The organism is Erythrobacter sp. EC-HK427, from assembly GCF_902498745.1.
GTDB lineage: Bacteria > Pseudomonadota > Alphaproteobacteria > Sphingomonadales > Sphingomonadaceae > Alteraurantiacibacter.
On sequence record NZ_LR701479.1, the window covers coordinates 2,527,519 to 2,548,316 of the forward strand.

At 61.4% G+C, this 20,798-nt stretch carries 20 protein-coding genes and 1 tRNA gene; 10 read left to right on the plus strand and 11 right to left on the minus strand.

Annotated elements, in window-relative coordinates; translation table 11 throughout:
* Nucleotides 1-358: 358 nt before the first annotated feature.
* On the minus strand, nucleotides 359-832 hold the full coding sequence (locus GC121_RS12425; protein ID WP_151974806.1) for an Hsp20 family protein: 474 nt from the start codon (nucleotides 830-832) through the stop codon (nucleotides 359-361).
* Nucleotides 833-962: 130 nt separating this feature from the next.
* On the opposite strand from GC121_RS12425, the gene grxC reads away from it, so the two are divergent.
* Genes grxC through GC121_RS12440 form a run of 3 tightly spaced genes read left to right on the plus strand, consistent with a single transcriptional unit; the run spans nucleotide 963 to nucleotide 2,520 of the window.
* On the plus strand, nucleotides 963-1,226 hold the full coding sequence (gene grxC / locus GC121_RS12430; RefSeq protein ID WP_151974808.1) for a glutaredoxin 3: 264 nt from the start codon (nucleotides 963-965) through the stop codon (nucleotides 1,224-1,226).
* Nucleotides 1,226-2,050, plus strand: a complete 825-nt coding sequence (locus tag GC121_RS12435; RefSeq protein WP_151974810.1) for a carbon-nitrogen hydrolase family protein — start codon at nucleotides 1,226-1,228, stop codon at nucleotides 2,048-2,050. Before grxC ends, GC121_RS12435 begins: the two co-directional genes overlap by 1 nt.
* Nucleotides 2,047-2,520 carry a DUF1178 family protein gene (locus GC121_RS12440; protein ID WP_151974812.1) on the plus strand — a complete coding sequence of 158 codons (474 nt, stop codon included), beginning with the start codon at nucleotides 2,047-2,049 and terminating at the stop codon, nucleotides 2,518-2,520. The genes GC121_RS12435 and GC121_RS12440 overlap by 4 nt, the downstream gene beginning before the upstream one ends.
* A 12-nt stretch (nucleotides 2,521-2,532) precedes the next feature.
* Here the strand turns inward: GC121_RS12440 and GC121_RS12445 are convergent.
* Both GC121_RS12445 and hppD read right to left on the minus strand, forming a co-directional pair.
* Nucleotides 2,533-2,609 (minus strand) — tRNA-Arg (locus GC121_RS12445).
* Between the two features lie 169 nt (nucleotides 2,610-2,778).
* Nucleotides 2,779-3,882 (minus strand): 4-hydroxyphenylpyruvate dioxygenase, encoded by a 1,104-nt coding sequence (gene hppD, locus GC121_RS12450; RefSeq protein WP_151974814.1) that lies wholly within the window; start codon nucleotides 3,880-3,882, stop codon nucleotides 2,779-2,781.
* A gap of 120 nt (nucleotides 3,883-4,002) precedes the next feature.
* Here hppD and GC121_RS12455 point away from each other — a divergent pair, with 120 nt between their 5' ends.
* The 3 genes from GC121_RS12455 (at nucleotide 4,003) to GC121_RS12465 (ending at nucleotide 6,956) form a co-directional block, all read left to right on the plus strand.
* Nucleotides 4,003-4,323 (plus strand): septum formation initiator family protein, encoded by a 321-nt coding sequence (locus tag GC121_RS12455; protein ID WP_151974816.1) that lies wholly within the window; start codon nucleotides 4,003-4,005, stop codon nucleotides 4,321-4,323.
* Nucleotides 4,324-4,526: 203 nt separating this feature from the next.
* Complete coding sequence (pdhA, locus tag GC121_RS12460; protein ID WP_234421335.1) at nucleotides 4,527-5,582, plus strand: pyruvate dehydrogenase (acetyl-transferring) E1 component subunit alpha; 1,056 nt, start codon at nucleotides 4,527-4,529, stop codon at nucleotides 5,580-5,582.
* A 3-nt stretch (nucleotides 5,583-5,585) separates the two neighbouring features.
* The gene (locus tag GC121_RS12465) at nucleotides 5,586-6,956 is read left to right on the plus strand and encodes a pyruvate dehydrogenase complex E1 component subunit beta (RefSeq protein ID WP_151974820.1); all 1,371 of its coding nucleotides are present in this window, start codon (nucleotides 5,586-5,588) and stop codon (nucleotides 6,954-6,956) included.
* Between the two features lie 76 nt (nucleotides 6,957-7,032).
* Here the strand turns inward: GC121_RS12465 and GC121_RS12470 are convergent, their stop codons facing one another.
* The 6 genes from GC121_RS12470 to GC121_RS12495 all read right to left on the minus strand — a co-directional run bounded on the left by GC121_RS12470 (nucleotide 7,033) and on the right by GC121_RS12495 (nucleotide 12,895).
* A complete protein-coding gene (locus GC121_RS12470; protein ID WP_151974822.1) occupies nucleotides 7,033-7,731 on the minus strand; it encodes a TadE/TadG family type IV pilus assembly protein in 699 nt (232 codons plus the stop codon).
* Nucleotides 7,728-8,321 (minus strand): TadE/TadG family type IV pilus assembly protein, encoded by a 594-nt coding sequence (locus GC121_RS12475; RefSeq protein ID WP_199857851.1) that lies wholly within the window; start codon nucleotides 8,319-8,321, stop codon nucleotides 7,728-7,730. Before GC121_RS12475 ends, GC121_RS12470 begins: the two co-directional genes overlap by 4 nt.
* Nucleotides 8,321-10,249 carry a TadE/TadG family type IV pilus assembly protein gene (locus tag GC121_RS12480; RefSeq protein ID WP_151974826.1) on the minus strand — a complete coding sequence of 643 codons (1,929 nt, stop codon included), beginning with the start codon at nucleotides 10,247-10,249 and terminating at the stop codon, nucleotides 8,321-8,323. Before GC121_RS12480 ends, GC121_RS12475 begins: the two co-directional genes overlap by 1 nt.
* Before the next feature lie 91 nt (nucleotides 10,250-10,340).
* Nucleotides 10,341-10,778 carry a TadE/TadG family type IV pilus assembly protein gene (locus tag GC121_RS12485; RefSeq protein WP_151974828.1) on the minus strand — a complete coding sequence of 146 codons (438 nt, stop codon included), beginning with the start codon at nucleotides 10,776-10,778 and terminating at the stop codon, nucleotides 10,341-10,343.
* Nucleotides 10,775-11,269: a TadE/TadG family type IV pilus assembly protein gene (locus tag GC121_RS12490; protein WP_199857852.1), complete on the minus strand. Its 495-nt coding sequence runs from the start codon at nucleotides 11,267-11,269 to the stop codon at nucleotides 10,775-10,777. Before GC121_RS12490 ends, GC121_RS12485 begins: the two co-directional genes overlap by 4 nt.
* Nucleotides 11,270-11,323: 54 nt before the next feature.
* Complete coding sequence (locus GC121_RS12495) at nucleotides 11,324-12,895, minus strand: Tad domain-containing protein (protein WP_199857853.1); 1,572 nt, start codon at nucleotides 12,893-12,895, stop codon at nucleotides 11,324-11,326.
* 215 nt (nucleotides 12,896-13,110) lie between these two features.
* On the opposite strand from GC121_RS12495, the gene GC121_RS12500 reads away from it, so the two are divergent.
* Both GC121_RS12500 and GC121_RS12505 read left to right on the plus strand, forming a co-directional pair.
* A complete protein-coding gene (locus GC121_RS12500) occupies nucleotides 13,111-13,767 on the plus strand; it encodes a hypothetical protein (protein ID WP_151974834.1) in 657 nt (218 codons plus the stop codon).
* 29 nt (nucleotides 13,768-13,796) lie between these two features.
* Nucleotides 13,797-14,258 (plus strand): EF-hand domain-containing protein, encoded by a 462-nt coding sequence (locus GC121_RS12505; protein WP_151974836.1) that lies wholly within the window; start codon nucleotides 13,797-13,799, stop codon nucleotides 14,256-14,258.
* On the opposite strand, the gene trmFO is transcribed toward GC121_RS12505, so the two are convergent.
* Nucleotides 14,255-15,619, minus strand: a complete 1,365-nt coding sequence (gene trmFO / locus GC121_RS12510) for a methylenetetrahydrofolate--tRNA-(uracil(54)-C(5))-methyltransferase (FADH(2)-oxidizing) TrmFO (protein ID WP_151974838.1) — start codon at nucleotides 15,617-15,619, stop codon at nucleotides 14,255-14,257. The two genes, GC121_RS12505 and trmFO, sit on opposite strands and share 4 nt — an antisense overlap.
* Nucleotides 15,620-15,684: 65 nt before the next feature.
* Between trmFO and GC121_RS12515 the strand changes: the two genes are divergently transcribed.
* Nucleotides 15,685-16,359 carry a lysoplasmalogenase family protein gene (locus GC121_RS12515; protein ID WP_151974840.1) on the plus strand — a complete coding sequence of 225 codons (675 nt, stop codon included), beginning with the start codon at nucleotides 15,685-15,687 and terminating at the stop codon, nucleotides 16,357-16,359.
* Between the two features lie 44 nt (nucleotides 16,360-16,403).
* Here the strand turns inward: GC121_RS12515 and gyrA are convergent, their stop codons facing one another.
* Nucleotides 16,404-19,202: a DNA gyrase subunit A gene (gyrA, locus tag GC121_RS12520; protein ID WP_151974842.1), complete on the minus strand. Its 2,799-nt coding sequence runs from the start codon at nucleotides 19,200-19,202 to the stop codon at nucleotides 16,404-16,406.
* 299 nt (nucleotides 19,203-19,501) lie between these two features.
* On the opposite strand from gyrA, the gene GC121_RS12525 reads away from it, so the two are divergent.
* Nucleotides 19,502-20,770: a hypothetical protein gene (locus tag GC121_RS12525; RefSeq protein WP_151974844.1), complete on the plus strand. Its 1,269-nt coding sequence runs from the start codon at nucleotides 19,502-19,504 to the stop codon at nucleotides 20,768-20,770.
* Nucleotides 20,771-20,798 lie beyond the last annotated feature (28 nt).

A 20,798-nucleotide genomic window follows, 5' to 3' on the forward strand; every position in this document is an offset into this window, starting at 1 on the left:
CTATGCTTAACATGAATATTACAAGCGCCGTCGTTTTGTAACAAATCGCTTGCGCGTTGCACCTGCGAAATAGTAACAATCGATAACAGGCTGTGTGGGGGAAGCCGCATCCGCATCCTTGAGGGAGGGGCGGTGCAGCGCAAAATCTGCGTCAGTTTGACCAACCGGATTTGACCGGCCGCGCGCGGAAAACATTATCTTTTCAAGCGGCGTCGGCGTGGCCTTGCGGTGGGAGATAGGCTGTCTCTTGCGACCCGGACAGCCCGTTTCCCGCGCGAGTCGGCGTTCTAAACGTCGAGGGGGCGGGTTTTAGCGGACCCGCCCCCATAGTTTCATCGCATGGTTAGGAATTGCGGCATCAGGCAGCGGCCTGATCGCTGTCCTTCTTGTCGCCGTCCACTATTTCCAGCGTGTTGCCGCCAATCGCGATCTTCTTGGGCTTCATCGCCTCGGGCACTTCGCGCACCAGATCGATCACCAGCAGGCCGTCCTGCAGATCGGCGTTCTCGACGCGGACATAATCAGCCAGTTCAAAGCGGCGCTCGAACCCGCGATTGGCGATGCCGACATGGAGCATTTCTGCGCCATCGGTGGCCTCGTCGCGCTTCTTGCCGATCACGGTCAGCAGGTTCTGCTGCGCGGTGATATCGAGATCGCGCGGGCGGAAACCGGCCACAGCAATGGTGATGCGATAGGCATCTTCATGGCGGCGCTCGATATTGAAAGGGGGGTAATTGTCGCCGGCGTTTCGCGCATTGTTTTCGAGCAAGTCGAACAGCCGGTCAAAACCGACGGTGGAGCGGCGATAGGGGGTCAAATCAAAACGGTTCATTGCAACAAATCCTCTTTTGAGCAATTTGGACATATATGCGGACCCGTAAGCGGCATCCGCGGTTGACAAGATAGGCAGCAGCGGCGGCGTTTCAACCGTGCCGCGCGCGCAAACGGAAAGCGAGTGACGGGTGAGCACAGCCAAGGTCGAAATCTATACCAAAGCCTATTGCGGCTATTGCTTCATGGCAAAACGGCTGCTCGACAAGAAGGGCGTGGAATACACCGAATATGACATCACGCTGGGCGGCCCCAAACGCGACGAAATGTTGGCGCGCAAGCCCGATGCGATGACGGTGCCGCAGATCTTTATCGACGATGCGCCGGTAGGCGGGTCTGACAATCTCTCCGCCCTGGACCGCGAGGGCAAGCTGGACACCTTGCTGGGCCTGTAATGCCGAAAATCGCGCTTTTGCAGATGAGTTCGGGCACCGATCCCGAAGCGAATGGCGGACGTATCCGCGAGGCGATGGCGCAGGCAGCAGGGCAGGGCGCGGAAATCCTCTTCACGCCCGAAATGGCCGGACTGCTCGATCGCAACCGCGCGCGGGCGGGTGTGCACATCGTGGCCGAGGAAGCGAGCGCGCTGGTGCAATCGGTGCGCGATGCTGCGCGCGAACACGCGATTGCGCTGGCGCTGGGCCTGCCGGTTCTGCGCGATGACGGGCGCTGGGCAAATCGCAGCCTGTTGATCGATGCGAGCGGCGCGACTGCGGCGCGCTACGACAAGATCCATATGTTTGATGTCGATCTGGCGACCGGAGAAAGCTGGCGCGAAAGCAGCGCCTACGCGCCGGGCGAAGAGGTCGTGACGGCGGACACGCCCGTCGGCACTCTGGGCCTGACAACCTGCTACGATATCCGCTTCCCCGCTTTGTGGGACGAGCTCGGCCGTCGCCGCTGCGATGCCATAGCGGTGCCTGCCGCTTTCACCGTGCCCACCGGCAAAGCGCATTGGCACACGCTCCTGCGCGCCCGCGCCATCGAGGCGACTGCCTTCATCATCGCCGCCGCGCAAGTCGGCAAGCATGAGGATGGACGCGAAACTTACGGGCATTCGCTGGTCGTCGATCCGTGGGGCGAGGTGCTGCTCGACATGGGCGGCGAAGCGCCGGGGCTGGGCTTTTGCGATATCGACCTCTCGCGCATCGCCGAGGTGCGCCGCCAGCTCCCCAGCCTTGCCAACAAGCGCGAAATCCCTAGATCGCCGCTGCCATGATCGTGTTCGACCTCTCCTGTGACGCGGGCCACCGGTTCGAAGGCTGGTTCGGCTCGTCCGACGACTTTGCGCAGCAGCGTGAGGATGGGAAGCTGGTTTGCCCGTTATGCGGGTCGGCGGTGGTGGACAAAGCGCCGATGGCTCCGGCAGTGGGCAGGAAGGGCAACCAGCTTGCGACGAAGCCCGCGCCCGCCAGCGGGCCGGTGGCTCCGGTTGCCAACGCGCCAATGCCTCCCGAAGTCGCCCAGGCGATGGTGAAACTCGCCGAAGCACAGGCAAAGGCGCTCAAGGACAGCACCTGGGTCGGGCGAAAGTTCGCCGAGGAATCGCGCGCCATGCATTACGGCGAACAGGCGCACGCCGCTATCCATGGCGAGGCGAGCCCCGAAGAAGCAAAGGCTCTGCTGGACGAAGGCATCCCCGTTGCGCCGCTGCCGTTTCCGGTCGCTCCGCCCGACAAACTGAATTGATTGCGTAGGGATTGGTGCGCCCGACAGGATTCGAACCTGTGGCCCCCGGATTAGGAATCCGATGCTCTATCCGACTGAGCTACGGGCGCGCCTATTGCGCCCTTACGGTGCCTCGAAATTGCTGGCAACCCACTCCCAAGCCCGACTGCCCTGAGCCTGTCGAAGGGCTGCACTTCTCTTTGGCGCTTGGCGCTGGAACACAGAAAAGCAGTCCTTCGACAGGCTCAGGACGAACGGGCTTTTGGAACTTGTCCGAGGCTACTCCGCCGGTTCCGCCTCAACCTTCAGCACACCGCGCTTCACCTGATCGCGCTCGATGCTTTCGAACAGCGCCTTGAAGTTCCCCTCGCCAAAGCCGTCATCGCCCTTGCGCTGGATGAATTCGAAGAACACCGGGCCGACGCGCGGCTCGGCGAAGATTTGCAGCAGGAGGCGCGGGCGGCCACCTTCTGTGGTGCCATCGAGCAGAATCCCGCGCATTTTGAGCTCATCGACCGGCTCGCCATGGCCGGGCAGGCGCTCTGCCAGCATTTCGTAATAGGTGGCGGGCGGGGCGGTCATGAAAGGCACGCCGAGCTTCTTGAGGCGATCCCAAGCGGCCACCAGATCATCGCAAATCAGCGCGATATGCTGGATACCTTCGCCGTTGAACTGGCGCAGGAATTCCTCGATCTGACCCTTGCCGCCTTCGCCCTCTTCGTTGAGCGGGATGCGGATTTTGCCGTCGGGCGCGGTCAGCGCCTTGGAGGTGAGGCCGGTATATTCGCCTTTGATGTCGAAGAAGCGGATTTCGCGGAAATTGAACAGCGTTTCGTAATAGTCCGCCCAATAGGCCATGCGCCCGGTGTAGACGTTGTGGGTCAGGTGATCGATCACGTCGAAGCCTGCGCCCTCGGGCCACTTTTCCACGCCATCACGATATTCGAAATCGATATCGTAGATCGAGAGGCCATTGCCCTCTGCATCGGCGTAACGGTCAATCAGATAGACAATCGCGCCGCCGATGCCGCGAATGGCGGGGATGCGCAGTTCCATCGGGCCGGTGGTGACTTCGACCGGCTCCGCCCCGCGCGCGATCAGCTCTGCATAGGCCTTGGCGGCGTTCTTCACGCGGAAGCCCATGCCGCAGGCCGAAGGGCCATGTTCGCGGGCGAAGAACCATGCGGCACTGCGCGGTTCGTAATTGAGGATCAGGTTGATCTGCCCCTGCCGCCAAAGCTGCACGTCTTTGGAACGGTGATTGGCGACATGGGTAAAGCCCATCGTCTCGAACACGGGTTCGATCAGGCCCTTTTCCGGCGCGCAGAATTCGACAAATTCAAAGCCATCAAGGCCAATCGGGTTTTCGAAGAGATCAGTCATGGTTTCATATGTAACTTGTTTGCCGGATTCGCGCAAGCAATTGCCTCGAACACGCCGATCACACGGGGAAAGTTGACCAAACCGCTTGAACCGCAGGGGAAGTTGTGATTCAAGCACGCTATGAACACGGTGCCGACAAAGCGGGAAATGGTGCGCGAGAAGCTCGGCAATGCGCTGGCGCTGTTCGTGCTCATCGTCATCGGCCTGCTGGCGCTGGTCGGGCCCAACGGTTTTCTCGCATGGCGGGAGAACGCCGCGCAGTTGCAGGCGCATCAGGCGCGCATTGCGGTGCTGGAGGAAGAGCGGGCCGTATTGGCGAATCGTGTCGAACTGCTCGATCCCAACAATGTCGATCCCGATCTGGGTTCGGAACTGGTGCGCGAAACGCTGGGCGTGGCGCATAAGGACGAGGTGATTGTCGAGCTTGAGACGCTCGACTGATTTCACCAAATCGGTAAACCAGCCAAAGCAATCGCGCCGCTGCGGCGAAATTCGTATGCGCAGCGTTGCCAGTCAAATCAAACCCTGCCTATAGATGGTGGTGCATTTGACGCACCAGCGATGACAACAATCCGGGAAACAGGGGACACCTCTTGGCCAAAGCCTCCACGTCCAAATCCGGCGGCTCCAAAACGCCGGCCCAATTGACGAAAACCAGCACATCTGCCGCCGGTGAAAACAGCTTCACGCTGAAATCTTTGCAGGAAGAGCTGGAGCAGCAGAAGCGCTTCAAGGCCAGCAAGGAACAGCTCCAGCATTTCTACGAGCAGATGCTGCTGATCCGCCGGTTCGAGGAAAAGGCCGGCCAGCTTTACGGGCTCGGCCTGATCGGCGGGTTCTGCCACCTTTATATCGGTCAGGAAGCGGTCGCTATCGGCCTGCAATCCGCGCTCAATAGCGACGTTGACAGCGTCATCACCGGTTACCGCGATCATGGCCATATGCTGGCCTATGGGATCGATCCCAATGTCATCATGGCCGAGCTGACGGGCCGCGCCGCCGGGATTTCCAAGGGCAAGGGCGGCTCGATGCATATGTTCAGCACCGAGCACAAATTCTACGGCGGCCACGGCATCGTCGGCGCGCAGGTATCGCTGGGCGGCGGGCTTGCCATGGCGCACCAGTATAATGAGGATGGCGGGCTGTGCCTCGCCTATTTCGGAGATGGCGCGGCGAACCAGGGCCAGGTCTACGAAACGATGAACATGGCAGCTTTGTGGAAGCTGCCCATCGTTTTCGTGGTGGAGAACAACCAGTACGCCATGGGCACCGCGGTCAAGCGCTCCTCGGCTGAAACCGAGTTCTACCGCCGCGGTGCGGCCTTCCGCATTCCGGGCATGAAAGTGAACGGGATGGACGTGCTCGAAGTGCGTCAGGCTGCCGAAATCGCCTTCAAGCACGTGCGCGACGGCAATGGCCCGGTGCTGATGGAGTGCGAAACCTACCGGTATCGCGGCCACTCCATGTCCGATCCGGCGAAATACCGCACCCGCGAAGAGGTGCAGGACCAGCGTGAGAAGAACGATCCGATCGAACGGGTGAAGAAGGATTTGGCGGAGGCAGGCGTCAGCGAAGACGCGCTCAAGGATATCGACAAGGCTATCCGCACCACAGTGTCCGAAGCTGCCGATTTCGCCGAAACCAGCCCGGAGCCGGAGGCACACGAATTGTATACCGACGTTTTGGTCGAGGAGTATTGATCCATGGCCATCGAACTCAAAATGCCCGCGCTTTCGCCCACAATGGAAGAAGGCACGCTGGCCAAATGGCTGGTGAAGGAAGGCGACACCGTCTCCGCCGGTGATGTGCTCGCCGAGATCGAAACCGACAAGGCAACGATGGAATTCGAGAGCATCGACGAAGGCACGGTCGGGAGCATTCTGGTTGCCGAGGGCAGCGAGAATGTAAAGGTCGGCACCGTCATCGCCGTGCTGCTGGCCGAGGGCGAGGATGCCTCCGCTGCTCCCGCTACCGCGCCCGCTGCTGCTCCGGAAGCTGAACCGGCTCCGGCGGAAACTCCAGTTGCGGAGGCTGCCAAGCCCGAGGCGAAAGAACGGCCCGCCGATCCGGAAATCCCCGCTGGCACCAACATGGTCAAGCTGACCGTGCGCGAAGCCCTGCGCGATGGCATGGCCGAGGAGATGCGCCGCGATCCGCGCGTGTTCGTGATGGGCGAGGAAGTCGCCGAGTATCAGGGTGCCTACAAGGTGACGCAGGGCCTGCTCGACGAATTCGGCCCGAAGCGCGTGATCGATACGCCGATCACCGAATACGGATTTGCTGGCATCGGCACCGGCGCGGCGATGGGTGGTCTGCGTCCGATTGTTGAATTCATGACCTTCAACTTCGCCATGCAGGCGATTGACCACATCATCAATTCGGCAGCCAAGACGAACTATATGTCGGGCGGGCAAATGCGCTGTCCGGTGGTATTTCGCGGCCCCAATGGCGCGGCGAGCCGTGTGGGCGCGCAGCACAGCCAGAACTACGGCCCATGGTATGCCAGCGTCCCCGGCCTGATCGTGATCGCGCCCTATGACGCGCAGGATGCCAAGGGTCTGATGAAGGCCGCGATCCGCAGCGATGATCCGGTGGTATTCCTCGAAAACGAGCTGATCTACGGCCAGAGCTTCGAAGTCGCGCAGCTGGATGACCATGTCCTGCCCATCGGCAAGGCACGGATCATGCGCGAAGGATCGGACGTTACCATCGTCGCCTATTCGATTGCTGTCGGCATCGCGCTGGAAGCGGCGGAAGAGCTGGCGGGGCAGGGCATTGATGCCGAAGTCATCGATCTGCGCACCCTGCGTCCGCTCGACAAGGAAGCGGTGCTCACCTCGCTCGCCAAAACCAACCGCGTGGTGATCGCGGAAGAAGGCTGGCCGACCTGCTCGATTGCGTCGGAAATCGTGGCGATCTGCATGGAGGAAGGCTTCGACCATCTCGATGCTCCCGTCCTGCGCGTGTGCAATGAAGACGTGCCGCTGCCCTATGCCGCCAATCTCGAAAAGCTGGCGCTGATCGACAGGGCGCGTGTGGTCGCTGCGTGCAAGAAGGTCTGCTACGCCGACTGACACCTTAGACGGACAACAAATGGGGCGCGAATGCTGGCCATTCGCGCCCCTTTTCGCGTCCAACCGTGAGGCAGCTCTAGTTAGGAGAAGCCAGCCCGGATTGCTGGTACGTATCGCACCGCGCCACGGGCGCCGGGTCTGACGGATCGACCTGATAGATCTGCGTCAAATCGCGGTCGGCGCGCACGGTGAAGCTGGCGATGGCGGTGACCTCGTGGCTGCCGAAGGACAGCGGATCACCCACAATCGGCTGATAGTCGTAGGAAATCTCCACAAACATCACGGCATCGTCTTCGAACGCGATCACCTCGAGTCCGGGCGGCCCCATGCCGACAATCCCGCCACCGCTCAGGCCGTCGCCTTCCACGCCATAGCTGCTGGTGGCCGCTTTCATGCCCATGCAGCGTTGCCAAGCGATATACTGCTGGCTGGTCGTGCCATCGACAACCTGCAGGCTGCTGAGGATCACGCGGCCATGCGAGTAAATGTCCACGCTGGCGGTGCTTTGCAGATGCGCGCCATAGAACAGATCGTTGATCTCGCTCTCGTAAATCTTGCGGTCTTCCAGCACCGAATCCTCGCCGATGCGCGAGGCGTTGTCGGCGATCTGAATGGCAAGCTGCTCGATATGCATTTCCACCAAGGTGCGGTTGGCGGTTTCCAGCCCCAGCAGACCGACCCCGAGCATAAAGGGAAAGGCGAGCGCGAACTCGGTCATGGCGACGCCCGATTCCGAGCGCGCCAAGCGGTGCAGGGTGTGGCGGAAAGCGATCATATGGTGCAATTCCCTGTCGCGTTGGATACGTCCTGGGTGTTGTATGGCTGGTTGCGCAGCACGGTGGCGGCGCGCAGGTAGACTTGGTCTTCAAACCCGATCAGCGAGGCGAGGGGGAATTTGCGTTCATAGGTCACTTCGACAGTGTAGAGCACCGTATCGCGCGCACCGCTGGTGGCGTCGAGCGCGCGGTCCTGATCCCAAATGCCGTTGCTGTTGATGTCCTCGAACGGCTCGTTATTGTTGCAGGTGCCATCGCCATTGGTGTCGGTGAACTCTTCCGCTTGGCCAACATCGGCGTAGTTGGTGTAGGCGGCACGGGTGAACACCAGCTGCGCACTCGGCAACACGCTGTGCACCGCGCTGGTCACCTGAGCGTCGCGCCCGCCGGGCGAATTGGCATATTGTTCCACGGTGGAATCGCGCGCGGCCCGTTGCACCGCGCCCTCCAGCACCGATTTCATGTAGAAATTGAGCGCGAAGTCGAACACGCCCATGATCGTTACGATCAGCACCGGCGCGATCAGCGCGAATTCGACGAGGGTTACCCCGCGCTCGTCCCCATGCAGGTTTTTGATCCGCGCAAACATCACCGGGCAACCCGCAATTCGCTCATGGCACCGGCGATTTCCTGGAAGGCATCGCTCAGCTCGCTGGCATTGGATGCCTGGAACGACCGGCCGGGGCCGGCGCATTCTTCCATGATCGGGTTGAGCGTCGTGCCGAAGGCAATCACCCACACCACGATATCGCGGTTCTTCACCTGCTCGCAAGCGACACCGAAGCGCGCCTCGATATTGGCCGCCAGCGTCTCGCTCCCGCCGGGCAACCAGCGGCGCTGGTCAAGCCCGTCGACACCGTAGGCGCCGTATGCAAGATCGTAGGGCTCGGTCTGGCCGTCGGTCAGCCAGATCAAATGGCGGCTCATCTGCATGGATGCCGTATCGGCATTATCGCTGGCGAAGAGGCCGGTGGGCGAAAGCAGGCGGCCACCCCAGATCATGCCGATATCGTGATAGGTCGCGCTGTCGGGCACGAGTGTATCGAGATAGGCGTCGAGCTCTGTGCCGGTCATCTCCTGCAATTTCTGCGCCGGGGCAGGACAATTGGAGAACCACCAATTGCCGCTATCGACATATTCGTCCGCTGTGGTGACGTTGCTGGTGGTGAAGCTGCCGGTGCCATCATGCATCATCGAGCGGACATAAATGTCGTTGCGATAGCGCGGACGCCACTGCGTTGCGGGATTGCCGGCGGTCGGCACCAGATCAATGTCCAGATCGAGCGCGCGGGTGAAGTCGACATTGTCGTAGTCGGTAATCACATAGGTGTCGCGCTCTTCGATGCAGCCCTCGGTTTCGGTGCGCCAGTTGGATACATCGCGTGCAATCGGGCGGTATTGCCACACCGGGCGCTCGAGCGAGGGGAGGACGGTGATCGAATCAAAGTTCTCGACATAGTTCGTGTCGGTGTACGACCAAACCCGGCAGGTATCTCCGTCGCGCTGCGTCCAGTATTCCGTGCCATTGGCAGTCGCCACGCCATCTTTCGTTGTAATGACAGCTGGAGGTGACGCCTGGAGGGACAATGTCGCGCTGGAATCGTCGATCACGTAATCATAGATTCGGGTGTTTGCAGGCTGCGTGCCTTCGCAGCGGTAATATCCAGCCTCGTCACCGACCGGCGGATACCATGTCGCAGCATAGCTACTCACCTCCACGTTGGGAGAGCGAGTGCCGGAGACATACATATAATTGGTGAAGTAGGTGTACGAAAGCCCAACCGCCGGAAGCAGCACGCCGGTGTCACGACGGCTCTGGTAGGTCCAATTGTCCACCACCCAATCGTCTTCCAGCAAGTGGCCGACATTGACGTTGGAGGCATAGGGCACAAAGCCATAGCGGATCCGGGTTTCCGGAGCCTTCGATGCCTCGATCTGGTCGTAGAAGCTGCGGATCACTTCGCGCACCGAGTCAATGCGGGAGAGCGAGTCGCCTGCATTGGTGTGGCGCATCGAACCGGTGGTATCGATCACCATCATAATATCGAGATTGCTGAAGCTCTGGATCGAACCGCAGGTGACCGAGACGGGCAGCGTGTTGAAATTGAACAGAGCCATCAACGTGGTCGGCACATCAACGCTGGCCGTGCCGGTGACCGAATAGTCGTTCTCCAGCGCCATGTTGAACTGGCGGTTCTCGGTGCCGTATGCGCCGTCCTGGAAATTCAGGTTGAAGAAACGATTGCCGGTTTCCACCACGTCGGAGGGAACCACACCATCGACGGCAACCCGCGTGCCCAAACGCTTGCGCGCCGCCAGCGTCGCCGCGTCGCAGGCCTGCTGCAAGCGGCTCTGCGCCAGATAGCCGCGGCCCATATCCACCCCGCCGCCGATCAGCGCCAGCATCGGGAATAGCGCAAAGGCGAGGATAGCAATGACGTTGCCCGACGTATCCTTGGCAAGATGCGTCAGCCAACCGGTGCGGGGCGCGGGCGAGAGAGATGTCTTCTGGCTCATACGACACGCGTTACGCGCAAAGCCTGAGAGTTCTCTCAATCGAAATGGTTAATTTCTTTATGATTTTCCGCAGGAAGACCAGGCCGCAGCCTTATTCGTCAATAACGAAAACGGGCCGCGCGTAAGTCAGCGTGGGGGCGGTGATATTGACAATGTCCAGCACACCATCGGGCGTGTAGGTGACCGTGATCGTATATTCGTCTGCACCTTCGACCCGCGAGGTCACCGGATCGACAGTAACCTGCAAGCGGCTGGCGGTGAGCATATAGGGCGCGCCTGAACCCTCGGCCAATGCCCAGGTCTCGATATCGGTATCGGTGATTTCATTGCCGGTCTGGTATTGCACCATAGCATAGCGCGCGGCGTCTGCCGAAAGGCTGCGCATCGCATTGTAGCTCTGGTAGCCCAGGCCGACCTGCAACACCCCGAGAATGAGCAGCAGCAGGATGGGGCCGAGAAACGCAAATTCAATCGCGGCGGCGCCGTTCTCGTTCCGGCGAATGCGGTGAAGAAGGAAGCGCATGGTCATCCGATCTGCGTCGTCCGGTTGACGTTGTAGTCAAAGCCGGAGCCGATGCCCCATTTCGTCCAAACCGGATCATAGCGGTCGCTAAGCTGGATCTGGATAAAGGTCGACACGACATCGTCGTCCTCGCAATCCTCGGTCGGGTCGGTGGTGTATTCGTGATACGTGCCGCAGCGGAAGACCTGGGTGATCGTGACGTCGTCCGCTTCCAACCCGGTGGAGGCGACCATGATTTCCTCAATCGTCTCCGGATCTGCGTCCGTCGCCGCGCGGGCGATGGAAGCGGCTTCGGCGGCAGCGCTCTGCAATTCGCTTTGCCGCGCGACCATCGAGCTTACTTCGAAACTGCCCAGCGCCAAAATCAGCAGCACGGGAATGATGAAGGCCATTTCCACGGAGATGGCCCCGCGCTCGTCCTGCCAAAGCCGCCGGAACACGCGGCGTGATCCGCAGCAAGCTGGACGATCCGGAAAGGGATAAGCAGAACGTGTCATATGACGGCTTTCTATCCCCATTAGGGTTTCAAATGCCTTAAGTCCGGCTTTCCGTTACACAACAAGCCGGATGGCGTTGGAATTCGTCGTCACCACAGCAGTGTGCGTTTGCCCGGGCGGGCAGAGGTTGCCGAGCGTAAAGTTGCCGCTGAAGGTGATCGTCGCCGCCGCGATGGTAAGGCAGCGTGAGGAAACACCGGCATTACCCGTCCATTCCAGCGGGCTGGCGGGCAGGTAAATGATGCCGCCAAGCAGCAGGTCAGCCGTGCCGTTCACCTTGTTGCGATCATTGCCGGGGGAATTGGGATCTTCGAAAATCAGCATCCCTTCCAGAACGGCCGCATCTTCCGCGTTAACGCCTGCGGCAATCAGTTCGGTCTGCGTCATGGCAAGCAAATCGACTTCGGCACCGCCATTGATCTTGATCCCCGCGCCGTTCTTCAGCACGAACATCACGCCGTGTCCGGTGATGCTGTTCTGCGCATTGATCTCGAACAATCCGCCGTCGATGACGTAGACGCCCGAGGCGAGCGTCACGTTGCACCTGATATCAAAACCCTGATAGGTGCCCGGTTGCAGCCACCCGACCGTCGAAGTCGTCGTCCCGCCGCCATTATTATCGACCGAATTGGTGACCACGTAATTGTCCACCGTAACGGTGTCGGTGCGATCCCAATATGCATTGCGGCCGCTGCCTCGCCGTGTTTCGGTGCCGGAAATCGTGTTTACCGTCTCCTCGCGGTTCCACCCGGCCTGGGTTTCCTGAAGAGTTTCTTGGCGCGTCGCGCTTTCGCCAACCTGCGTGCTGGTGCGCATCGTCATCGACGAGCGGTTATCACCGCGATAATACCGGGAGTAGGTTGTCCGGGTAACCGTGTAGCTGTTGGTGTAGGAGGCATCCGGCGTTTCATCATTATAGTCTTCGCAGGGCGCTGCACGCGGGGTCGGGTTGTCCGGCGGAACCAGGTCTGCGTACGGGTTGACCAATCCACTCACATTCTCGGTAATCGGCGTATCGTCGAGCGCATCGAGTCCGTCATCGACGCCGCCGCCAGACAAAATCCAGCCCAGCGTGTAGGAGCTGTTGAGATTATCATCATTGCCGCCGCCATTCAGCACGATCGAGGTTGACGAGATCGACAGAGCCGTGACCCCGCAACCCGACTGGATATTGGTGTTGCCGCTGAGGGTAATGGCGACGTCCGCATCCTCGTCCACCGCGATAATGCAGCTGGTCTGCGGATCATTGCCACCTTCCCACGTGGCCCAAGCCGTGGCTGTTACAGAAGCGGGCGTGGACAGGAAGATGCCGGTAAACGGCAAGGTTTTGGAGACGCTGGCGGTGACCGAAATAGCGTTGTCGGTTCCGCCATTGTAATCCTCAAGACCAATCAAAGGTTCGCTCGTCCTGCCGTCGATAACCGCTTCGTTCTCGGCGAACTCCTGCCCTGCGCGGATGACATAATCCTCGCGCATGTCTTCGTTGCTGTAGGCATAGGCGCCGGCAATAGCGGCCTGATCCACGGCATACTGCACTTCGCGCTTCCAGACATACCACTGCGAAACATCCACCGCGAGACCGGCGCCGCCCACCAGCACTGGCATACCAAGGGCGACAAGGCCCATGGCACTGCCGCTGTTGCAGCTGCGCAAGCGATCGAAAAACCCAGCTTTGTTAACGCCCATGGCGGACTTCTCCGTAATTATTATCGCACGTCACTTCGCGGACCAATGCAGGGAAATAGGCCAGAAAAGGTAACCGGCTCGCAAACGGCTAGGGTTAACGGGCCGGAGAGACTCTTTGCTTGAATTTCCGGCGCAGCCGTGGTGCGCGCCTTTATGTGACCGATCCGCTTACCGAATCATTGCCGCTGCCCCAGCGCCTTGCCCTGAGCTACGCCCCGCGCGCATCGCGTGCCGCGATCCTCGGCCTGATGGTGCTCGACCAGCGATTGGCGGGTGTAGTGGCGATGGGGGGCGAGGCGATGATCGCGCAGATCAAGCTGGCATGGTGGCGCGACCGGCTGACCGAGCCGCGCGAGAACTGGCCTACGGGCGAACCGCTGCTCGATCATTTCCGCGCACTCGCCATGGATCCGGCGCACCTCGTGCCGCTGGTGGATGGCTTTGAAGCGCTGCTGGCGGAGGATTTCGGCGAGGCCGAGCTGGTAAGCTATCTGCGCGGCAAGTCCCTTGGTTGGGCTGGTGTCACCAATGCAGGCGGCCACGGCGGCGACTCCGCGCCCATCGAGCAAACGGCGCGTGAGCTGGCCCTGTTCGATCTCGACGGCAGGCTGACCGCCGACTGCGAAACCGCGCTGGTGGCAGATGCCACGGCAAAGGAGCCATGGATGCCCGCCCGGCTACCGAAGGCATTGCGCCCCCTCGCGGTGCTGCACGCGCTCGCCAAACGCGCGCGCCATCGCGGGCAGGCCGAATTGCTCGAAGGGCCGGCGGCAATGGCGTTTACAATGCGGGTTGGCTTGTTCGGCAGGTAGGTTAAGCTGCTGATTAAAGGAGACTCGGCATGAACCGCATTCTGCTTGGGGCATTCGGTGCTTTGGTGCTGGCGACAATCGCGCTGTTCTGGATGCAGGGCAGGGCGCAAGTGGAGGAGGCCGCACCGCCGCCCGAGCCGGGCGAAGAGGTCGCGGCAGACTCGGATGCCCTGCCCCAGGTGGACGCGAGCGGAATGCGCGGCCCAGCCCCGCCCGAAGCGAGCGAGCTGTCGCGCGAACAGCGCCGCTTCTTCCGCTACGACCGCAACCGCGATCTGAAGATCAGCCGCAACGAAATGCTCTCCACCCGCACGGCCGCCTTCCGGCGGCTCGACACCGATGGCAACAATCTGCTGACATTCGAGGAATGGGCGATCAGCACCTCTAACCGGTTCGACGGCATGGATGCCGACGGCGATGATGAACTGACACAGGCGGAATTCGCCACCAGCAGGCCGTCACCACGGTCTACACAAAGCTGCAGCTGTTAGGCAGGAACGCTGAGGCCTTCCAGCCACGCGGTGAAATCGGCCTTCGCCCGCCCGGTATAGGCTTCTTTGCGCTGCTTCTTCGGCACATCATGGAGCGGCGGGAAGAGGCCGAAATTGACATTCATCGGCTGGAAGTTCTCTGCTTCGGCGTCGCCAGTGATATGGCTGAGCAGCGCGCCCATCGCGGTGGTCGCAGGCGGCGGCGTCCAATCGTTGTCCGCCAGCTCTGCGGCGGTCATCATCCCTGCCATCAAGCCGACAGCGGCGCTTTCGACATAGCCTTCGCACCCCGTCACCTGGCCGGCAAAACGGATATGCGGCGCGGATTTCAGGCGCAATTGCCGGTCGAGCACGCTGGGGGAATTGAGGAAGGTGTTGCGGTGCATCCCGCCAAGCCGCGCGAACTCGGCGTTCTCCAGCCCCGGTATCGTACGGAACAGTTCCACCTGCGCGCCATACTTCATCTTGGTCTGGAACCCGACCATGTTCCAAAGCGTGCCGAGCTTGTTGTCCTGCCGCAGCTGCACCACGGCATAGGGCCATCGGCCTTGCGGATGCTGTTCATTGGTGTCGTAGGGATTATCCAGCCCGACACCCTTCATCGGGCCGTAGCGCAGCGTCTCCACCCCGCGCTCCGCCATCACTTCGATCGGCATACACCCGTCGAAATAGGGGGTGTCCTTCTCCCATTCCTTGAACTCGCCCTTCTCGGCATCGAGCAGGCCCTGATGGAAGGCGAGATACTGCTCCTTGGTCATCGGGCAGTTGATGTAGTCGCCGTCTTCGTTCGAGGCATCGGTGCGCTTGTTCCAGCGCGACTGGATCCAGCACTTGCTCATATCGATGCTGTCGCGGTGGACGATGGGGGCGATGGCATCGAAGAAGGCGAGGCGATCCTCGCCCGTCGCCTTGACGATGCTCTGCGCCAGTTTCTCGGCGGTGAGCGGGCCGGTGGCGACGATGGTCATGCCTGCGTTTGGCAATGCCTCAACAAGTTCGCGCACGATGGTGACATTGGGATGCCCTGCCAAGGCCTTCTCGACCTCGGCGCTGAACACATCACGGTCCACGGCCATCGCGCTGCCTGCGGGAACCCGCGCGATCTCGCCTGCGCGCATGATGAGGCTGTCCGCACAGCGCATTTCGTGGTGCAACAGGCCGACCGCGTTCTTGGTGTCATCATCGCTGCGGAAGGAGTTGGAGCAGACCATTTCGGCCAAGCCATCGCCCTGATGCGCAGGGGTGGAGCCCCCGCCGCCGCGCATTTCGGACAGACGCACGCGCACCCCGCGCTGCGCCAATTGCCACGCCGCCTCGCTTCCGGCCAAACCGCCGCCGATAATGTGCACCTGATGGGTCATAGCCCGCGCAGATAGGTCGCTTTGCCCGCTGGCGCAATCGGGCCTTGCGCGGTAGACATCAGGCCATGTCCAAGAAAGCCCTCGTCGAAAAGCGCCCCTTTCTGGTGCTGAGCGTGTGCGCGGCGCTGCTGTATTATTTCGTGCAGGATTCGGCGATGCCCGATCCCTTTCTGGTGCTGATCAAAGGGAGCGCGGTGGGCCTGCTCGCGGTCTATGCGTGGCTGCGGCATGGCTCGCAATCGGCGCGACTGCTGGCCGCCGCGCTGGTCGCCGCGGCGATTGGAGACATGGCGATCCGGTTCGACTTTGTGGCGGGCGGGGCGGCCTTCTTCGTCTACCATGTGATCGCGCTGGCGCTGTTCCTGCGCCACAAGGGCAAGCCGATGGAGGGCAAAGACAGCCTGATTTTCATCACCCTGCTGCTCGGCACGCCACTGCTCGCCTGGTATCTTCCCGCTGACGAAGGGATGCGCATCCCCGTCGCGCTTTACGCGCTCGCGCTCGGCGCGATGGCGGCGGGTGCCTGGGCGAGCGACTTCCCCCGCCGCATGGTGGGCGCTGGCGGCGTTTTGTTCGTGATTTCTGACCTGCTGATTTTCAGTGAGATGGGGCCGCTTGCGGACAGCGTGCTGCCCGCTCTGCTGATCTGGCCGACCTATTATCTGGGCGTGTTCCTCATCACCGTGGGGGTGATAACGACTCTGCGAAAGCGCGCGCCGGAATTGCGGGTGGTGCATTAGCCCCACCCTTCATTCCAAACCCGTTTCAGGATGACAAAAGGGCTTTAATCCGCTTCGGGCTCCGTCGCATCCCCGTCACTGCGCAACTCCTGCAATTCCGCCGCTACCGCTTCCTCCGCAGGGTTTTCCGGGCCTTCCTCTTCATCGATCAGCGCCGCGCCCACAATGTGCTCGCCCTTCGCCACGTTGAAGATGCGCACACCCGACGAGCTGCGCCCGTAGATCGAGAAGCCCTTGTGCTCCTCAAACCCGTTTCCGAGCAGATGGCGGAAGTCGATGGAGAAGCGGATCAGCTTCGCCTGATCGGTCACCAGCATCAGCTGCGCGCCGTGCTTCACCGGGAAGCTGGCGACAACCGGGCCGTTGCGATCCTTGTCCGAGGGCTCGCCTATATTGGTCAGCCCCTGACCGCCGCGCCCGATGGTGCGGTATTCGTAAGCAGAGCTGATTTTGCCATAACCGTTCGCGGTGAGGGTGAGGATAAACTCCTCTTCTTCCGCCATCCGCGCCATGGTGTCCGCAGCCAGCGTGGGTTCGTTCTCATTGTTCTTCCACGCCGCCGCGCGGAGATAGGCCTCGCGCGTTTCCATATCGGCAGATAGCGGATCAAGGATCGCCAGGCTGACGACCTTCGCCCCGTCCTTCAATGTCATGCCGCGCACGCCAATGCCGGTGCGGCTCTTGGTTTCGCGGGCATCGGTGGCGGAGAAGCGGATGGCCTTGCCCGAATCCGAAGCGAGGAAAATCTCCTGATCCTCGGTCAGCAGCGCGACGCCGATCAGCCGGTCGCCGCTGCCTTCGACAAAGCCCATCGCATATTTGCCCGCCGTGGGAACGTTGGTGAAAGCGTCCATCGAATTGCGGCGCACCATGCCCTGTTCGGTCGCGAAAACGATGTTGAGCGCTTCCCAATCGGCCTCGTCCTCGGGCAGCGAGAGCACATTGGTGACGCGCTCCTCATTGCCCAAAGGCAGCAGATTGACCATCGGGCGGCCCTTGGTCTGCGGCCCGCCTTCGGGCAGCTTCCATACCTTCAGGCGATAGACCCGGCCGGTATTGGTGAAGAACAGCACGGGGTTGTGGGTGGAGGTGACGAACATCTCCACCACCGCATCCTCGTCCTTGGTCGCCATGCCGCTGCGGCCCTTGCCGCCGCGCGCCTGCGCGCGGAACGTGGCGAGGGGGGTGCGCTTGATGTAGCCGCCGTGGGTGACGGTGACGACCATCTCTTCGCGCTCGATCAAATCTTCATCGTCGATCCCGTCCCAAGCGGGCGCGATTTCGGAGACGCGCGGGGTCGCAAACTGGTCGCGCACGTCCTGCAATTCCTCGCGCATCACGCCGTAGAGCTTGACGCGGTCGGCGAGGATGGAGAGGAAATATTCGATCTTGTCGGCAAGCTCTTGCAGCTCGCCGCCAATCTGGTCGCGGCCCAGCGCGGTCAGGCGGTGGAGGCGCAATTCGAGAATGGCGTTCACTTGCCGCTCGGACAGCTGATAGGTGCCGCCAGCCTCGTCCACCGAAGGTTCGATCGCTTCGACCAGCGCGATATATTGCGCGATGTCGCCAATCGGCCATTCCTTGGTGAGCAGCTTTTCGCGGGCAATCTGCGGGTTGGATGAGCCACGGATCATCGCCACGACTTCATCCAGATTGGACACCGCCACCACCAGGCCGAGCAAGATATGCGCCCGGTCGCGCGCCTTGTTCAGTTCGAACTTGGTGCGCCGCGTGATGACCTGCTCGCGGAACTGGATGAACGCCTGGATAAAATCGCGCAGCGCCAGCGTTTCCGGCCGTCCGCCCCGAATGGCGAGCATATTGGCGGGGAAACTGGTTTGCGCAGGCGTGTGCCGCCACAGCTGGTTGAGCACCACATCGGGCGTCGCATCGCGCTTCAGATCGATCACCACGCGCACACCAGCCCGGCTCGATTCGTCGCGGATATCGGAAATGCCTTCGATCCGCTTTTCCTTGGCCGCTTCGGCGATCTTTTCGACCAGACCGGCCTTGCCGACCTGATAAGGGATGGCGGTCAGCACAATGCTCTGCCGGTCTCCACGCCCGGTTTCGATCTCGTGGCGGCTGCGCATCAGGATGGAGCCGCGCCCGGTCGTATAGGCCGAACGCGCGCCCGATTTGCCGAGGATCAACGGCGCGGTCGGGAAGTCCGGGCCGGGAATGATCTCGTGCAATTGTTCCGACGTGATGCCCGGATCATCCATATAGGCAAAACAGGCGTCGATCACTTCGCCCAGATTGTGCGGCGGAATATTGGTCGCCATACCCACCGCAATGCCGCCCGCGCCGTTGACCAACAGGTTCGGGAAGCGGGCAGGCAGAACCGACGGCTCGGTCTCGCTGCCGTCGTAATTGGGAACGAAATCAACCGTATCCTTGTCGAGATCGGCGAGCAGCGAGTCCGCGGCCTTGGCCAGACGGCTCTCGGTATAACGCATCGCGGCAGGCGGATCGGGGTCCATGCTGCCGAAATTGCCTTGGCCGTCAATCAGCGGCAGGCGCAGGCTCCACGGCTGCACCATGCGGGCGAGCGCATCGTAAATCGCGCTGTCGCCATGCGGGTGGTACGAACCCATGACTTCGCCAACGATCTTGGCCGACTTGCGATAGGGCTTGTTCGAGGTGTAACCGCCCACTTGTGCGGCATACAGAATGCGGCGGTGCACCGGCTTCAAACCGTCGCGCACATCGGGCAGCGCGCGGCTGACGATCACGCTCATCGCGTAATCGAGATAGCTCGTCTTCATCTCATCGACGATGTCGATGCGGCCATATTCTTCCGGCGCGGAAGGCGGAGTCAAATCGTCGGTTTCATCGCTCACGAGCGGGGCAATTCCGGTTCTGTTTCAGATAAAAGAAAATGTAGGGGAAGGGGGGGCAAAGCGCCAGTTTTCGGGCACCGGCAACGGGGGAGAAACGGCGGTTTTCCACATATCCCGTCGCAATCCGCAACGGGCTGCTTCGCGGTAAGGGATACACGGGTTTACAAATGCGTTAAAACGCCATTCAGCGCATTTTCGCTAACCCGGATTGGCAATCTGCGGCGGTGCAATTACAGACCGTCCGGAACGACGGGGCAGCATTGGCTGCCACGCCCAAATTATTCAGGAGAGAGTATCCCATGTTCGCAGCTTTCCGCACCACTCGCCGGAAATCCTCGCACGTTGCGCTGGCCATCGCGCTGGCGACAGGCACTGCCGTGTCCGGTGTCGCCTATGCTCCGGCCGCTTTCGCACAGGAAGCGCAGGCACCTTCGCGCGCCTTTGGCGAGGCATATAACCTGATGGTGCCGCTGGTGCAGGGCGAAACGCAGGATTACGAGGCAGCGCGCGCCATGCTCCCGTCTCTCCTCGCGGCGGTCGAAAACGCCCGCGACAATGACCTTGCAGGCTCCATCCAGATCAATATCGGCGGCCATTTTTCCGACCGCCAGATGCAGCGTCGGGGCCTCGAACAGCGCCTTGCCAGCGGACTGGTTGCACCCGAGCAGGTCGGCCTGCTCCATTGGTATGCGGGCAATTTCGCGATTGAAGTGGAGGAGTACGCCGCTGCGCGCGATCATCTGAACGCAGCGATGGCGGCTGGCTATGCAGGTGACGGTGCGGATATCGTCAACCTGATCGCCCGCACTTACACCGAAGAAGGCAATGATCGCGGCGCCTACGACTACCTGTCGCGCGCGATTGCCGATGCCGATGCTGCCGGAACGCCGGTGCGTGAGGCATGGCTGCGCAACGTGCTGCAATTTGTCTACGAAGAGGGTATGGTTGACGAAGCGAGCGCGGTTATTCTGCGGCTTGTGCGCACCTCTGACGAGCCCGACCGTGCGTGGAGCGACGGCTTGCGGATCGTGAGCCAGATGCTCGAAGTGAGCGAAGATGCCCGCGTCGATCTCTACCGCCTGATGATAGAGCGTGATGCGCTGGTCGATCGTCCCAATATGGTCGAATTTATCGAAGCCATCGATCCCCGCCTGATGTCGAACGAAGTGCTCGAAATCCTGCGTATCGGCGTGGCCGCTGGCGAGTTCCAGACCGAAGGGGACGGCTACTACACCGAGGTAAACACGATTGCGCAAGCCCGCGCGCCGATTGACCGCAATGGCATTGCCGGGATCGTGTCTGAAGGGCGCGGCGGTGATGCGCTGGATGCGATGAATGCGGGCGACGTGCTGTTCTCGCTCGACGATTACGCGCAGGCCGAAGACATGTATGCGCTCGGCCTTGAGCGTGGTTTCGACGGCAATACCGCGCATATGCGTATCGGCATCAACCAGGCGATGCAGGGCGAATATGATGCCGCGCTCGCCAGCTTTGCCAGTGTGGGCGGAGAGCGTGCGACTATCGCTGCGCTGTGGACGGCCCATGTGGAAGCCCTGCGCGGGATGTAATTGCCGCGCTGGTCAACACCCTCAAGAA

Coding starts and splice junctions, on each gene's coding strand:
- GC121_RS12455 (WP_151974816.1), top strand. CDS start 4,003: ATGAACACGGTGCCGACAAAGCGGGAAATGGTGCGCGAGAAGCTCGGC.
- GC121_RS12480 (WP_151974826.1), bottom strand. CDS start 10,249: ATGAGCCAGAAGACATCTCTCTCGCCCGCGCCCCGCACCGGTTGGCTG.
- GC121_RS12435 (WP_151974810.1), top strand. CDS start 1,226: ATGCCGAAAATCGCGCTTTTGCAGATGAGTTCGGGCACCGATCCCGAA.
- GC121_RS12475 (WP_199857851.1), bottom strand. CDS start 8,321: ATGTTTGCGCGGATCAAAAACCTGCATGGGGACGAGCGCGGGGTAACC.
- GC121_RS12425 (WP_151974806.1), bottom strand. CDS start 832: ATGAACCGTTTTGATTTGACCCCCTATCGCCGCTCCACCGTCGGTTTT.
- GC121_RS12485 (WP_151974828.1), bottom strand. CDS start 10,778: ATGACCATGCGCTTCCTTCTTCACCGCATTCGCCGGAACGAGAACGGC.
- GC121_RS12490 (WP_199857852.1), bottom strand. CDS start 11,269: ATGACACGTTCTGCTTATCCCTTTCCGGATCGTCCAGCTTGCTGCGGA.
- GC121_RS12515 (WP_151974840.1), top strand. CDS start 15,685: ATGTCCAAGAAAGCCCTCGTCGAAAAGCGCCCCTTTCTGGTGCTGAGC.
- GC121_RS12470 (WP_151974822.1), bottom strand. CDS start 7,731: ATGATCGCTTTCCGCCACACCCTGCACCGCTTGGCGCGCTCGGAATCG.
- hppD (WP_151974814.1), bottom strand. CDS start 3,882: ATGACTGATCTCTTCGAAAACCCGATTGGCCTTGATGGCTTTGAATTT.
- GC121_RS12495 (WP_199857853.1), bottom strand. CDS start 12,895: ATGGGCCTTGTCGCCCTTGGTATGCCAGTGCTGGTGGGCGGCGCCGGT.
- trmFO (WP_151974838.1), bottom strand. CDS start 15,619: ATGACCCATCAGGTGCACATTATCGGCGGCGGTTTGGCCGGAAGCGAG.
- GC121_RS12505 (WP_151974836.1), top strand. CDS start 13,797: ATGAACCGCATTCTGCTTGGGGCATTCGGTGCTTTGGTGCTGGCGACA.
- GC121_RS12465 (WP_151974820.1), top strand. CDS start 5,586: ATGGCCATCGAACTCAAAATGCCCGCGCTTTCGCCCACAATGGAAGAA.
- GC121_RS12525 (WP_151974844.1), top strand. CDS start 19,502: ATGTTCGCAGCTTTCCGCACCACTCGCCGGAAATCCTCGCACGTTGCG.
- GC121_RS12440 (WP_151974812.1), top strand. CDS start 2,047: ATGATCGTGTTCGACCTCTCCTGTGACGCGGGCCACCGGTTCGAAGGC.